Source organism: Kribbella shirazensis, from assembly GCF_011761605.1.
GTDB lineage: Bacteria > Actinomycetota > Actinomycetes > Propionibacteriales > Kribbellaceae > Kribbella > Kribbella shirazensis.
In genome coordinates this window covers 541,758-556,025 of the sequence record NZ_JAASRO010000001.1, presented here as the reverse complement: position 1 = coordinate 556,025, position 14,268 = coordinate 541,758, and the positions used below count along the sequence as shown (strand labels likewise).

Below are 14,268 nucleotides of genomic sequence, written 5' to 3'. Positions count from 1 at the left end.
CGCTACTGCCGCCCCACGAACTCGGTGAACTCGGCCTCGATCCGCTCGGCGTGCCGGACGTAGATGCGCGCGGCGACGTACACGACCGGATAGACCAGGATGCCGAGGATCACCCAGGGCAGCGGCAGACCGAGAATCGACAGCGTGCGGGCCGGCGGGACCAGCCAGAACAGCAGCGGGATGCTGCCGAGGAGCAGCAGTACGCCGCCGATGACGGCCAGCGCAAGCCGCAGCTGGGACTGGACCAGCGACTGCATGTAGATCTCGCCGAGGCGGGTCTGCTCGTCGATCTCACGGGCGCCCGTCGGCATGATCGGACGCCGGGCAGCGCTGGTCCGGGGGCTGGTGACACGGACCCTGCGCGGTCCCTCGGGAGTACTCATCTCAGGGACGTCGAACGGACAAGGAGGTCGCGGAGCTCGCGTGTGTGCCGGCGGCTGACCGGGAGCCAGTCGTCACCGACCCGGACCGCGCAGCGCCCGCCGTCCACCCGCATCTCGTCCACGTGCTGCAGCGCGACCAGGGTGCTGCGGTGGATCCGGGTGAACCCCGCATCCCGCCAGCGTTCCTCCAGGGTGCTCAGCGGGATGCGGACGAGGTGCGAGTTCTGGCCGGTGTGTAGGCGGGCGTAGTCGCCCTGTGCCTCGACGTACCGCACCGTGGAGCGCTGGACGAACCTGGTGACGCCGGCCAGCTCTACCGCGATCACCTCGTCCTCAGACTCCTCCGGCGACTGCAGCGCGGTCGGGGCGCCCTGTGTGACCACCCGGCGTACCGCCTCGGCCAGCCGCTCCTGCCGGACCGGCTTCATCACGTAGTCGGTGGCCTCCAGGTCGAACGCCGCCACGGCGTGCTCGTCGTACGCCGTGACGAACACGATCTGTGGCCGGCTGGCGAACTTGGACAGCACCCGGGCCAGGTCGATCCCGTCCAGACCGGGCATCTTGATGTCGCAGAACACCACGTCCAGGTCGGTCGCCTGCAGGATCTTCAGCGCGTCCGGGCCGTTCGAGGCCGTCCGGATCTCGCCGATCCGGGGGTCCTGGCCCAGCAGGTACACCAGCTCGGCCAGGGCGGGCTCCTCGTCGTCCGCGACCAGCGCGCGCAGGGGACTGTCGGCCATAGCGTCACACTACGGCGAGGCATGCACCCCTGAGGAGTATTTGGGGATGCGGAAAGTCACCTTGGTGCCGGCGTCCACGGCGGTCTCCACGACCAGGCCGTACGTGTCGCCGTACACCTGCCGCAGCCGCGCGTCGACGTTCCCGAGGCCGACCGAGTCGCTCCCGGACTCGCCGGACAGGGCCGCGCGGATCACCTCCGGGTCGCTGCCCGCGCCGTCGTCCTCCACGCTGATCTCCGCCTCGTTGATCCGGTCGCGCGCGCGGATCGTGATGTTGCCGACGCCCGTCGTACCCTCCAGCCCATGCCGTACTGCGTTCTCCACCAGCGGCTGGACCACCAGGAACGGGATGACCACCGGCAGCACCTCAGGAGCGATCTGGAGCGACACCTTGAGCCGGTCACCGAACCGGGCCTGCTCCAGCACCAGGTAGCGCTCCACGTTGCGCAGCTCATCGGCGAGCGTGGTGAACTCCCCACCACGCCGCAGCGCGTACCGGGAGAAGTCTGCGAACTCCAGCAGCAGCTCACGCGCCCGCTCCGGATCTGTGCGGACGAACGACGCAATAGCGGCCAGAGCGTTGTAAATGAAGTGAGGGCTGATCTGAGCGCGTAGCGCGCGCAGCTCGGCCTCCATGGCGCGGGTGCGTTCCTTGTTGAGCTCCGCGAGCTCTACCTGGCCGGAGACCCACCGGGCGACCTCTTCGGTCGCTCTGACCAGCGCAGCTGAGGTGTTGTGGCTGTAGGCGAGCAGTACGGCGACTACGCGTTCCTCGGTGACGATCGGTGCGACGACCGCCGTACGGATCGGACACTGCGGGTCGCCGCACGCCACGTCGTGTGCACCTAGTACTGCCGTGCGGCCGGAGCGGAGCGTCGGGGTGGCGATGTCCTTGGCGTCCCGGCGGTGGTTGCTCTCGTACGGTCCACCGATGCCGTCCCAGGCCAGTACCCCGGACGCGTCGCAGATCGCGATGGCCGCCGTACCCAGGAGGTCCCTCAGGTGGCGGCTCGCCTTACCTGCGGCGGCTGGTGTCAGCCCTTCGCGCAGGTGAGGGCTGGCCAACGAGGCGGTATGCAAAGTCGCGTACGTCGCCTTGTCGGCCGGGGTCCCGAAATGCTTCCGCCGGCGCGCGAACACCCCCTGACGGTAACCGGTCAGCCCTCCGCGCGCGGCCTGAACGCCTCCAGCGCCTCCGTGTCGGAGTAGTTGTGCAGCAGGTACTCCGCGACCCAGTCCGCCCGACCTGGGTACGAGGACTCGCTCACGATCCGCTCCGCCGCCTTGGTCGCGTCGAGTGGTGCACGGCGCAGTTGTACTCCGTCTGCGGTCAGCAGCGCCCAGCTCGGACCAGGAGCGCCGTACGGCATGCCGACGCTGCCGGCGTTCACCACCAGCCGCCGATCGACCTGCCGGGCGAACGACATGTGGGTGTGCCCGCAGACCACCGTCCTGACCTCGTCGGGCAGCCCTTCGAACACCTGTGCCCACCGGGCGATGGGGCTGTCGACCAGCACCACCTCCTCGTCGTTGCGCGGTGTGGCGTGGCAGAACAGCACGTCCCCGACTGTGACGGTCGTAGGCAGTGCAGCGAGCAGCTCGACCTGGTCCGGTCGCAGCTGCCCCGCGGCCCACGGGCTCACCGCATCCGGCGGCTGGTCGTCGTACGTCCCCCGGGCCATCTCCACGAGCTCCCGGTCCGCATTGCCGCGTACCCAGACCACGCGGTCGCCCAGCGCAGTCAGCGCATCCAACGTCTCCACCGGCTGCGGCCCACTCGCGATGTCGCCCGCCAGCACGATCCGCTCGGCCGCCTGCACATCCGGCTCACCCAGCACAGCCTCCAACGCAGGCAGCACGCCATGAACGTCAGCCAGCACAGCAACGGTCGTCATACCAGCAGTCTGCCGCGAAAGCCCTTGTGGTGAAGGCACATCTGCTCAGAGCAGATCAGGCGCCGATCAGCAACTGGCCATTGGCGAGTGGAGTGGCGAGCTCGCAGGCGCCTGTGGAGATGGTGCAGCGGATGATCGACGCAGGTGTCTCGTCACCGTCGTCGGCGAGCAGCAGCAGGTGCTGGTCGTCCTCGGGGACGGTTTGGCGGAAGACACCGGTCCACTCGTGCAGCAGCTTGCCCGTCTTCGCGTCCAGCGCTCCCGCGATGCCGTCGCCGTACCCGTCCTGGTACTTCGGCCCGGCGATGACGGTCGCGGCGTCTGGGGTGAAGCCGGTGATCAGGTAGTCACAGGTGCGCCACAGCCGCTTACCGGTCGGAACGGTGAGGAGGCTGCTGCAGCTGCTCTGGTCGTTCAGTGCGGTCAGCGAGCCCGCCGTACCTGCGCTGGACACGGCTAGCGGCTTCGGGATCGCCTTGAGCTGGACGGGCTTCGCATCGCCCGGCGTCCACTCGTACAGAACAGAGTCGCCATCCTGGGTCGTCGACGCCTCGAAGTACACCTTGCCGTTGAGGTAGGCGAGCGGCGTGGTGTTCCAGACGCCCTCCACCGTGACCTTCCGGACCTCGGTCTGCTCGGCGTAGATGGTCGCACCGGGGAGTTCTTCACCTGTTTCCTTCAGACGAGTGGCGACGTACGCGGCCGCGCTGTCGTCGTCGGTGGTGACGATCTGGGTCACGTCGGGCGTCCGGCGGGTGACGTTGCCCTCGCTGTCCAGGGTCAGCATCTCGGTGCCGGATCCCTTGGTGACCACGGCGAGCGCCGAGCTGCCGACCCTGGCGACCTCCTGGATGTCCGTGGTGCCCGGGACCTTCACGTCCTCGCCGGCGCCGCCGCGGATCGTCCGGCCGCTCAGGTACGTGACCTGCGGCGCCCTGCCCTCGGTGAGCTTCTTGAGGTCGACCTTCGTCTTGACCGGACCCGACGGAGTGCTCGATGTCTTGGACGGGGTCGGCTTGGACGTGGCCGGCGCGCTCGTCGCAGGGGTGCTCGCGCTCGGCGACGGTGAGGTCGAGAGCGGGGCAGCGGTGCCGCCGCCTTCCGCGTTGGCCGTCGGGCCCTGGCGGTAGGCGAGGGCGCCGCCGCCGGCGATGGCGGCGACGGCGACAGCTGCGACGAGGGCGACCAGGCGGCCGTTCTGCACTCGCATCGGCGATCTCCTCAAAACAGTTCTTGGTCAGGGACCCGGCGGAACGGAACGCTCAGGTGCCGATCCGCAGCGCCTTGTCGGTGCTGATGGGGGTGGCGAGCTCACAGGCCCCGGTCGTGATCGTGCAGCGGATGATCGCGCTCTTGGTCCCCGGGTCGCCGCCGCCTCCGGAAGCCACGGCCACGATCAGGACATGCTGGTCGTCCTCGGCCACCGACTGGTGGAAACAGCCTTTCCATTCGCGGAGCAGCTTGCCGGTGGAGACCGCGAGCGCGACCTGAATGGTGTCGCAGTAGCCGTCGCCGTACGCCGATCCGCCGACCGCCGTGGTGCCGTCCGGAGTGAACCCGGACACCTGGTTGTCGCAGGTCCGGAACAGCTGCCGTCCGCTGCCGACCTCGACGACGCTGGAACAGCTGCCGCTGTCGTTCAGTGTTCCCATCGAAGCGGCGATCCGGCCGTTCGCGGACACGGCGGTCGGTGAGACCACGCTCTTCACCTTGACGGCTGCCGATGCGCCGGGAGACCAGGAGTACAACGTCCACGGGCCGTCCTCGGCGCTCGCGGCCCGGAAGTACACCTTGCCGTCGGCAAAGGCGAGCACCTGGAGGTTCCAGCTGTCCGGCAGCTTCAACGACCTGACCGAGGTGGTGGTCTCCGCGTACACAGTCCCGCCTTTGACCGCCGCACCCAACGAGCTGATGCGCGCCGCGGCGTAGGCCGCTGCCGACTGGTCGCGAGTCGTCACCAGCGACGTCACATCTGGCGTACGGCGGACCACCTTGTCGTTCTGCGTCTTCAGCAGCTCGGTGCCGTCGTTCCCGTCCTGGACGATCGCCAGGGCGCCCTCGCCCAGGCGGCCCACCGCGATCACTCCGCCGGTCCCCGGGAGCGTGACGACCTCGCCGGACCCACCTCGGATCTCACGGTCGACGAGATAGGGAACCTGGGGCTCACGGCCCTCGGGAAGCTTGCTCACGGCCACGGCGACCTTGGTCGGGCCGGTGACCGTCGCTCCGGCGGCAGGTGGCTTCGTGGGCGGGGTGGCCGACGGTTTGACCGACGGCGTCCGGCTCGCGATCGTCGTACGGCTGATCGGAGTGGGGGTCGGCGTCGAAGTGGTCGGGGTCGGCGAGCCGGTGAGCGGTGCAGCCCTGCCGTCGGCCTCGGCCGGCCCGGTGCGGTACGCGAAGGCCCCGCCGATCGTGACAGCCGCGACCGCGATCACGCTGACCGTGATCACCAGCCGCCTGTTGATGTGCTGCACGGCAGCCCCCATCCTCGTCACCGGTGAATCTCGCCCGTATGACGTCGTACGCCACCGCTTTGTTCACTCCAGCGAACGAGTCGCAGAACGGATCAAGCATAATTGCGCCATGGACCAGCCACCCCGGATCGGCCGGTACTCCCTGGTCCGCCGGGTGGGTGCCGGAGGTTTCGCGACCGTTTGGCTGGCGCGCGACGAGCAGCTGGACGCCGAGGTCGCGATCAAGATCCTGTCCGAGAACTGGGTCGAGGACGAGGACGTCCGGCGCCGGTTCCTCGCCGAGGGCCGGTTCCTGCGCAGGGTCGACTCGCTGTACGTCGTCGGCGTCCACGACATCGGCGAGGCCGAGGACGGCCGCCCGTTCATGGTCCTCACCTACGCCGACGGCGGCACGCTCGCCGACAAGATCAAGGCCGGGCCGCTCGAGCTCGGCGAGGCGGTCCGGATCATCACGCAGGTCGGCCGCGGCCTGAAACACCTGCACGCCCGCGGCGTCCTGCACCGGGACGTGAAGCCGGCCAACGTGCTGTTCCGCACCGACCCGGCCGCGGGCGACCGCGCGATGCTGTCCGATCTCGGGCTGGGCAAGGCGCTGGCCGAGGTCTCCCGCATCACGATGCCCGGCGGTACCCCGGCGTACGTCGCCCCTGAGCAGGTGATGGGTGACCGTCTGGATCACCGCGCGGACCTGTACTCGCTCGGTGCGGTCGCGTACGCAGCCTTCACCGGTCAGGCGCCGCACGGTGTCGCCAGCCTCGGCGCGGTGATGCAGATCGACGCGCCACCTCCTTCGATGACCACGCTGCGCGCAGACGTGCCGGACGCGATCGATGTCGTCGTACGGCGTGCTCTCGAGCCGGACCGGGATCAGCGCTGGCCGGACCTGGACAGCTTCCTCAACGCCCTGCGCGAGGCGCATACCACGGGCAAGGTCCCGGCCGGGCTGGTGCCGGCCGCGGCCATGCCCCCACCCGCGGCGACCGGACCGGTCGACCAGGCGACCGCACTGGTCAGCTCGGAGCAGTCCACCGTCGCCGCGAAGCCGAAGCGCGGGCGGGCCGGTGTGCTCACGGCAGTCGCCGCAGTGCTCCTGGCCGCGGGAGGTGGGTACGGCGGCTACCAGTACGTCCTGACCCGCCCGGTAACGGTGGAGCACGAGAACCTGTCCGTGGAGGTCCCGAGAGCCTGGGGCCAGAAGGCCACCGACGGCCAGGCGCTCCTGGTCAGTACCGATACATCAGCCTGGCACAGCAACCAGACGGTCGAAGGCGTCTACCTCGGCGTGGAGAACCTCTCCAAGTTGCCGACCAGCATCGCTGCACCCGAGGGATGCACCGCGGGCGCAGGGACTCCTGGCGGGAGCGGCGACCAGCAGAACATCACGTTCACGCTCGACTGCGGTGACAGCCCAAGGATCGTCGAGCAATACCGCGAGGTGGCGACGAACACCATCGTCCGGATCCAAGTCCGCACGGCGGACGAGAAGATCCGGACGCAGGTGCTCGACTCCGCGAAGTACGGCTCTTAAGGGACCAGCGACGTCAGCGACGACATGCTTGCCTTGTGCATGCGGGGGATCACGTTGAGCGTGGTCGGATCCGACGCGTACAGGTGTGATCCGGACTCGTAGACGAGGTACGCCGTCCCGTTGTACTCCGTGATGCCCTCGTTCATGCTCGGCGCCGGAAATGGTTGAGCGCGGCCGGGATCAATCCTCCGGCCGCGCTCCACCACATGAACACCACTGCGGTTCGTTGGTCCGCCTACCGCTGTCGCTCGTCGTACGACGTGCTGTAGTTGACGTCCTCCCATCGCTCGCGCGATGGGATTCCACCCTTGCGGGTGAGGTTCACGGTTCACGGCCGTGCCCGACTGCGCAAGAAGGCTCCCCGTGCTGCCACGGCCCGCCCGGCCGCGGTTACTGCTGGCTGCTTGGCTATCGCAGCTCGCAGCTACGATAGCCAACTTCCACATCCGACAGTTAATGAAGACTTGCTCACGGTGATTCCGCCGACGTGGGACTCCGCGATCGCGACCACGCCGACCGTGGCGCCGGTGGACGGATCGATGCCGTAGATCTGCGAGTCGGCGCCGGTGCGGTACGACGCGATCAGGATGAGGTTCTTGCCGGAGCCGTCCCAGTCGTACCAAGTCCCCGCGCCTTGCGGGGTGTGGGTGCCGAGGTTCGGGATGCTCGCGCTGTTGCTGAACCGGGCGTCGTACTTGTACGAGGCCGACGGTCCGGCGTAGAACGTCGAGCCGCCGCTGGTCGAGGTGTCGCAGCTGATCGCCGCGTGCGCGGGTGTGGCAGCCGTCAGGGCCGCCGCGACGACGGTGAGAACGATGGCAAGGGGGCGCTTGACCATGGTGGACCTCTTCGGTTGTGGGCGAAAACCTACGAGATACTCAGAGTAAATCGCCAATGAGTAACACGCGAGGGTGAACTGGGCGTCGCGCATGTGAATAAACACTGCGCGAACGGACGCCGTACGGTTGTCGCATGACCGATCTGTCAGCGGCGATCGACCGCGTTCTGCCCAGTGTCCGTGCCGACCTCGAGGACCTCATCCGGATCCCGTCGGTCAGTTACGAGCCGGCCCGTGCGGCCGACGTGCAGCGGTCCGCCGAGGCGACCGCGGCGTTGTTCGGGGCCGAGGGCTTCACGGTGAAGATCGTCCGGGCCGGCGACGGTGCGCCGGCGGTGATCGCGAAGAAGCCGGCTCCGGCGGGGAAGCCGACCGTCCTGCTGTACGCGCACCACGACGTCCAGCCGACCGGGCCGGTGGAGCAGTGGACCTCCGAGCCGTTCGAGCCGACCGAGCGCGGCGACCGGCTGTACGGTCGGGGCGCCGCCGACGACAAGGCCGGGATCGCCGCGCACCTGGCCGCCGTACGGGCCTTCGGCAACGATCTGCCGGTCGGCGTGACCGTTTTCGTCGAGGGCGAGGAGGAGATCGGCTCGCCGACCCTGCTGCAGCTGCTCGACGAGTACTCCGACGAACTGGCCGCGGACGCGATCGTAATCGCCGACTCCGGCAACTGGGAGGTCGGACATCCGGCGCTGACGGTCTCGCTGCGCGGCCTCGTCGAGTCGTATGTCGAGGTGCGAACGCTGGACCACGCGGTGCATTCCGGCCTGTTCGGCGGCCCGATCCCGGACGCGCTGTCCGCGCTGTGCCGGCTGCTCGCGACACTGCACGACGACAAGGGCGACGTCGCGGTCGACGGTCTGCACGCGTCGCGGGCGGCGGACGTCGAGTACCCGGAGGACCGGCTGCGCGCCGAGTCGTCGGTGCTGGACTCGGTGCGCCTGACCGGATCGGGGTCGCTGGTCGACCGGCTCTGGACGCGGCCTGCGGTCGCCGTGGTCGGGATCGACGCGCCGTCGGTGGCGCAGGCGAGCAACACGCTGGTGCCGGTCGCGAGGGCCAAGGTCAGCCTGCGCGTCGCGCCCGGTGACGATGCCGTCAAGGCGAGCGCGGCGCTGAAGCGGCACCTGGAGGAGCATGCGCCGTGGGGCGCTCAGGTCACCGTCACCGAGGGGCAGACCGGTCAGCCCTGCAGCGTGAACGCCCGCGGTGCGGGGTACGAAGCGGCGCGGTCGGCGTTCCAGGAAGCCTGGGGCGTCGAGCCGGTAGACATGGGAATGGGCGGGTCGATCCCGTTCATCGCGGAGTTCCAGCAGACCTTCCCGCAGGCGACGATCCTGGTCACCGGCGTCGAGGATCCGGACACCCGCGCACACGGTATCGACGAGGGCCTGCACCTCGCCGAGTTCCGCAAGGTCTGCCTCGCCGAGGCCCTGCTGCTGCAGAACCTCGCAAACCAGGCCTGACCCACCTTTCCGGCGACCCAGTGTTTGGCATAGGTTTCGGCGAGTGAAGATCGCAGTCGTACGGGAGACCAGACCGGCCGAGCGCCGGGTCGCGCTGGTGCCGGAACAAGTCGCGAAACTGATCGAGCTCGGGTACGAGGTCGCGGTCGAGCCGGCCGCCGGCGAACGCGCACTGTTCTCCGACGACCAATACCGCGAGGCGGGCGCCGAGGTCGCGTGGGGCGCCGACCATGCGGCGACCATCGTGACGTCGGTGCAGCCGCTCGAACGCGAACGCCTGCAGCGCCTGCACGCCGGTACGGCGCTGATGTCGTTCCTGCCGACCAACCCGCCAGACGTGGTCCGGACCGCAACCCGGGCCAAGCTGACGGCGTTCGCGATGGAAATGATCCCGCGGATCTCCCGGGCCCAGTCGATGGACGCGCTGTCGTCACAGGCGCTCGTCGCCGGGTACCGGGCCGCGATCGTCGCCGCCGAACGGCTGCCGCGCTTCTTCCCGTTGAACATGACGGCGGCCGGCACCGTCCCGCCGGCCCAGGTCCTCGTCCTCGGCGCGGGCGTCGCCGGCCTGCAGGCGATCGCCACCGCGAAACGCCTCGGAGCGGTCGTCAAGGCGTACGACGTACGGACCGCCGCCGCGGAGGAGATCGCGTCGATGGGCGCCATACCGATCGAACTCGAACTCGGCACACTGGACGGCCCGGGCGGCTACGCCCGCGAGATGACCCCGGAGCGCGCGCAGCTCCAGCGTGAACTGCTCACGCCGTACGTCGCGGCGGCGGACGCCCTGATCACGACGGCCGCCGTACCGGGCCGGACCGCGCCGATGCTGGTGTCCCGGTCGATGGTCGAGCAGATGAAGCCAGGCTCGGTGGTCGTCGACCTCGCGTCCGAGCAAGGCGGCAACGTCGAGGGATCCGTCGCCGGGACCGAGCTGGTGATCGGCGACGCGCTGGTCTGGGGCGGGGCGAACGTGCCGTCGCAGATGGCCGGGCCGGCCTCGCGGCTCTACGGCCAGAACATCGCCAACCTGATCCGGTTGATGACGCGGAACGCCGCGTTCGACCCCGACTTCGACGACGAGATCGTCCGCGGCTGCTGCGTGACCCACGACGGCACCGTGCTCCACGAGCCCACCCGCGAGCTCCTGAAGGGACAGTCCTTGTGACGGTGCTGATGCCACGCCTCCGGCGCGGCGGGTCATGGGGCTGTGACTCCTGGTCTTCCCTCGTCGCTCCAGTCGCTTCGCTCCTTCCGCTCCTCAGTCCAGACCAGGAGGCCCCATGACCGGGTCCATTGCGTTGCTGACGATCTTCGTGCTCGCGGCGTTCGTGGGCGTCGAGGTGATCAGCAAGGTCTCCTCGACGTTGCACACCCCGTTGATGTCCGGCGCGAACGCCATCCACGGCGTCATCCTGGTCGGCGCCATCATCGTCACCGGCGCGACCGAGTCGACGCTCGTGATGATCGTCGGGCTGCTGGCCGTCGTACTCGCCACCGTGAACATGGTCGGCGGATTCGTGGTCACCGACCGGATGCTGCAGATGTTCAAAGGCCCGGGGGCCCGCAAGAAGGAGCTGCAGAAGTGATCCCCACCTGGGCCCAACTCGGCTATCTGGTCGCCGCGGTCTGTTTCATCGTCGCGCTGAAGGCGCTGTCGTCACCGCGGAGCGCGCGGACCGGCAACCTGATCGGTGCCGCCGGTGCGGTGCTGGCGGTCGTCATCACGTTCGCGGCGTACAAGCCGGACCACCTGGTGCCGATCCTGATCGCGCTGCTCATCGGCACCGTCGGCGGTGTGGTCGGTTCGCGGCGGGTGCAGATGACGCAGATGCCGCAGCTCGTTGCCTTGTTCAACGGTGTCGGCGGCGGCGCGGCCGCGCTGGTCGCGCTGCTCGAGCTCGGCGAGGTGCCGGGTGACGCGACGGTCGCGGCGATCGCCACGGCGTTCACGATCCTCGTGGGCGCGATCAGCTTCTCCGGTTCGATCGTGACGTTCGCCAAGCTGCAGGAGCTGATGACGACGCGGCCGGTGACGTTCCCGGGGCTGCCCGTGCTCTTCGTCGCCGCCTTCCTGGGTGGTGTGGCGCTCGCGGTCTGGCTCGTGTCGGATCCGCGGGTATGGGTCGGCGTACTGCTCTGCCTGCTCGGTCTCGCGATCGGTGTCATGCTGGTGCTGCCGGTCGGCGGTGCCGACGTACCGATCGTCATTTCGTTGCTGAACGCCTTCACCGGTCTGACCGTCGCCGCGGGCGGTTACGTCCTCGGGAACACGTTGCTGCTGGTCGCGGGCACGCTGGTCGGCGCGGCCGGTACGTTGCTGACGAAGCTGATGGCGGACGCGATGGGCCGGTCCGTGTTCAACATCCTCTTCGGCGCCGTGCGCGGCGGGTCCACGCTGGGCGCCGGTACGGCGTCCGACCGGCCGGTGATCTCGGGCGGCCCGCAGGACGTCGCGATCCTGCTCGGGTACGCGAACAAGGTCATCATCGTGCCCGGGTACGGCCTCGCGGTCGCCCAGGCACAGCACACGCTCCGCGACCTGGTCGAGGAGCTGCAGAGCCGCGGCGTGAAGGTCGACTACGCCATCCACCCGGTCGCGGGCCGCATGCCCGGCCACATGAACGTCCTGCTCGCCGAGGCCCAGGTCCCGTACGAGCAGCTGCGCGAGATGGATGACATCAACGGCGACTTCAAGACGACCGACGTCGTCCTCGTCGTCGGCGCCAACGACGTCGTCAACCCGGCCGCCCGCAACACCCCGTCGGCCCCCATCTACGGCATGCCGATCCTGAACGCCGACGAGGCCCAACGCGTCATCTTCCTCAAACGCTCCATGCGCCCCGGCTTCGCCGGCATCGAGAACGAACTCCTCTACGACCCCCGCACCACCCTCCTCTTCGGCGACGCCCGAGACTCCCTCACCAAACTCCTCGCCGCCCTCAAAACCGTCTGACCCACCCCACCACCGCCTTCCCCAAACACCCAGCCACCCGCGACCACCCGACCCGGGTACTGCGGGCGGCGCCTACCGCGGCGGACTGCGTCTGGAGTGCACGGGCAGGTGACGTGCTGTCCGCGCCGTCGCCAACTGCCCATGGCCGCCTCGGGCTGCCGGGCTCGTATGAGCAGTTGGTTGCTGGGGTGTGGGGCTGGGTACTGCGGGCAGCGCCTACCGCGGCGGACTGCGTCTGGAGTGCACGGGCACCTGACGCGTTGTCTGCGTTGCCGTGGACTGTCCGCGGATCGGGTCGCGGCAGTCGCCTCAGCTCATGCACCTGCCGCGCTCAGAGTTGAGTCCCCGATAGTGGTGTAGCGCGGTCGCCGAACTCGTCGTGGACGAGGACGCGGTCACCGCGTGATCCTTCGAGTCAACCTTCCACAGAATCCTCGAGGACCATCACGATGACCGCACCACACATTGTCGACCCTGTCGGTCTGCTTGGCGAGGCGCTCGCCGAAGCCAGCCCTGATCTGATGCGTTCGCTGTTGCAGTCGATCATCAACGCGCTGCTGTCCGCCGACGCCGACGCGGTGGTCGGCGCGGAGTGGGGCCGCCCCTCGCCGGGCCGTACGACGCAGCGCAACGGCTACCGGCACCGCGACCTGGACACCCGTGTCGGCACGGTCGATGTCGCGATTCCGAAGCTCAGGAAGGGCACCTACTTCCCGGAGTGGCTGCTAGAGCGCCGCAAACGCGCCGAGTCGGCCCTGATCACCGTCGTGGCCGACTGCTACCTCGCCGGGGTTTCCACGCGGCGGATGGACAAGCTGGTCAAGACACTCGGCATCGACTCACTGTCCAAGTCCCAGGTCTCCCGGATGGCCGCCGACCTCGACGCGGTCGTCGAGGACTTCCGGCACCGGCCGCTCGACGCCGCCGGCCCGTTCACCTTCGTGGCCGCGGACGCACTCACGATGAAGGTCCGCGAGGGCGGCCGCGTGGTCAACGCCGTCGTGTTGCTCGCGACCGGCGTCAACGGCGACGGGCACCGCGAGGTCCTCGGCCTGCGCGTGGCCACCAGTGAGACCGGGCCGGCCTGGAACGAGTTCTTCGCCGATCTGGTCGCCCGCGGCCTGGCCGGTGTCCGGCTCGTCACCTCGGATGCCCACGCCGGCCTGCGGGAGGCGATCGCGGCGAACCTGCCCGGCGCGTCCTGGCAGCGATGCAGAACGCACTACGCCGCGAACCTGATGAGCATCTGCCCCAAGAGCATGTGGCCGGCGGTCAAGGCGATGCTGCACTCGGTCTACGACCAGCCCGACGCGCACGCGGTGCAGGCCCAGTTCGACCGGCTGCTCGACTACGTCGGCGAGAAGCTGCCCGCCGTCGCCGACCATCTCGCCGCGGCCCGCGAGGACGTTCTCGCCTTCACCGTCTTCCCGAAGGACGTGTGGACACAGATCTGGTCCAACAATCCCGCCGAACGCTTGAACAAAGAAATCCGGCGCCGCACCGACGCGGTCGGGATCTTCCCCAACCGCGACGCCATCGTCCGCCTCGTCGGCGCCGTCCTGGCCGAACAAACCGACGAATGGGCCGAAGGACGCCGCTACCTCGGCCTCGACGTCCTCGCCCGCTCACGCCTCACCAGCCACACCAACACCCAACCCGAGATCGAAACCGACGACCTACCAGCACTCACCGCCTAACCCACCCCCAGGATCACGCAGCACTACACCACTTCCAGGGACTTGACCCCGCTCAGCTGAAACAAGCCCGCGCCATCCAGAAACCAGCCGCGAACCTGCCTTGGCCGCTGCATCCCCTCGACCGTGGCGGCACGTCGCGGTGGGCCCATCGAGTTGCGCCCGGAGGATTTACCGCAATCGGCCACGGGGACACGCCGTACGTCACACCTGGCCGCCCCCGGCCAACGACCGCCCCCGGCCAGGGCGGTCCGTTGTCCGCGCCCCGTTTCCTCTGTTTGACTGCGA

General features: G+C 69.1%; 14 protein-coding genes. 6 read left to right on the top strand and 8 right to left on the bottom strand.

Features of this window, described 5'->3' with window-relative positions:
* Window positions 1-2: 2 nt before the first annotated feature.
* From BJY22_RS02675 to BJY22_RS02650, 6 genes are read right to left on the bottom strand one after another with little or no spacing between them, the layout of a single operon-like run.
* Window positions 3-383, bottom strand: a complete 381-nt coding sequence (locus tag BJY22_RS02675) for a hypothetical protein (RefSeq protein ID WP_167203583.1) — start codon at window positions 381-383, stop codon at window positions 3-5.
* Window positions 380-1,123, bottom strand: a complete 744-nt coding sequence (locus BJY22_RS02670) for a LytR/AlgR family response regulator transcription factor (protein WP_167203582.1) — start codon at window positions 1,121-1,123, stop codon at window positions 380-382. Before BJY22_RS02670 ends, BJY22_RS02675 begins: the two co-directional genes overlap by 4 nt.
* A 9-nt stretch (window positions 1,124-1,132) precedes the next feature.
* Window positions 1,133-2,263 carry a histidine kinase gene (locus tag BJY22_RS02665; protein ID WP_167203581.1) on the bottom strand — a complete coding sequence of 377 codons (1,131 nt, stop codon included), beginning with the start codon at window positions 2,261-2,263 and terminating at the stop codon, window positions 1,133-1,135.
* Between the two features lie 17 nt (window positions 2,264-2,280).
* Window positions 2,281-3,018 (bottom strand): metallophosphoesterase family protein, encoded by a 738-nt coding sequence (locus BJY22_RS02660; RefSeq protein WP_167203580.1) that lies wholly within the window; start codon window positions 3,016-3,018, stop codon window positions 2,281-2,283.
* A 55-nt stretch (window positions 3,019-3,073) separates the two neighbouring features.
* On the bottom strand, window positions 3,074-4,228 hold the full coding sequence (locus tag BJY22_RS02655) for a hypothetical protein (RefSeq protein WP_167203579.1): 1,155 nt from the start codon (window positions 4,226-4,228) through the stop codon (window positions 3,074-3,076).
* A 52-nt stretch (window positions 4,229-4,280) separates the two neighbouring features.
* Window positions 4,281-5,507 (bottom strand): hypothetical protein, encoded by a 1,227-nt coding sequence (locus tag BJY22_RS02650; RefSeq protein WP_167203578.1) that lies wholly within the window; start codon window positions 5,505-5,507, stop codon window positions 4,281-4,283.
* A 97-nt stretch (window positions 5,508-5,604) separates the two neighbouring features.
* Here BJY22_RS02650 and BJY22_RS02645 point away from each other — a divergent pair, with 97 nt between their 5' ends.
* Window positions 5,605-7,023, top strand: coding sequence for a serine/threonine-protein kinase (locus tag BJY22_RS02645; protein ID WP_167203577.1), 1,419 nt, complete (start codon window positions 5,605-5,607; stop codon window positions 7,021-7,023).
* Here the strand turns inward: BJY22_RS02645 and BJY22_RS40930 are convergent.
* Entirely contained in the window at window positions 7,020-7,169 is a 150-nt protein-coding gene (locus BJY22_RS40930; RefSeq protein WP_202890966.1) for a hypothetical protein, read from the bottom strand. The two genes, BJY22_RS02645 and BJY22_RS40930, sit on opposite strands and share 4 nt — an antisense overlap.
* A 278-nt stretch (window positions 7,170-7,447) precedes the next feature.
* Entirely contained in the window at window positions 7,448-7,861 is a 414-nt protein-coding gene (locus BJY22_RS02635; protein WP_202890965.1) for a hypothetical protein, read from the bottom strand.
* A 134-nt stretch (window positions 7,862-7,995) separates the two neighbouring features.
* Here BJY22_RS02635 and BJY22_RS02630 point away from each other — a divergent pair, with 134 nt between their 5' ends.
* The 5 genes from BJY22_RS02630 to BJY22_RS02610 all read left to right on the top strand — a co-directional run bounded on the left by BJY22_RS02630 (window position 7,996) and on the right by BJY22_RS02610 (window position 13,983).
* On the top strand, window positions 7,996-9,330 hold the full coding sequence (locus tag BJY22_RS02630; protein WP_167203576.1) for a dipeptidase: 1,335 nt from the start codon (window positions 7,996-7,998) through the stop codon (window positions 9,328-9,330).
* A 43-nt stretch (window positions 9,331-9,373) separates the two neighbouring features.
* Entirely contained in the window at window positions 9,374-10,498 is a 1,125-nt protein-coding gene (locus BJY22_RS02625) for a Rossmann-fold NAD(P)-binding domain-containing protein (RefSeq protein ID WP_167203575.1), read from the top strand.
* Window positions 10,499-10,613: 115 nt separating this feature from the next.
* On the top strand, window positions 10,614-10,919 hold the full coding sequence (locus BJY22_RS02620; RefSeq protein ID WP_167203574.1) for an NAD(P) transhydrogenase subunit alpha part 2: 306 nt from the start codon (window positions 10,614-10,616) through the stop codon (window positions 10,917-10,919).
* Complete coding sequence (locus BJY22_RS02615; RefSeq protein WP_167203573.1) at window positions 10,916-12,286, top strand: NAD(P)(+) transhydrogenase (Re/Si-specific) subunit beta; 1,371 nt, start codon at window positions 10,916-10,918, stop codon at window positions 12,284-12,286. Before BJY22_RS02620 ends, BJY22_RS02615 begins: the two co-directional genes overlap by 4 nt.
* Before the next feature lie 449 nt (window positions 12,287-12,735).
* Window positions 12,736-13,983, top strand: a complete 1,248-nt coding sequence (locus BJY22_RS02610) for an IS256 family transposase (protein WP_167203572.1) — start codon at window positions 12,736-12,738, stop codon at window positions 13,981-13,983.
* Window positions 13,984-14,268 lie beyond the last annotated feature (285 nt).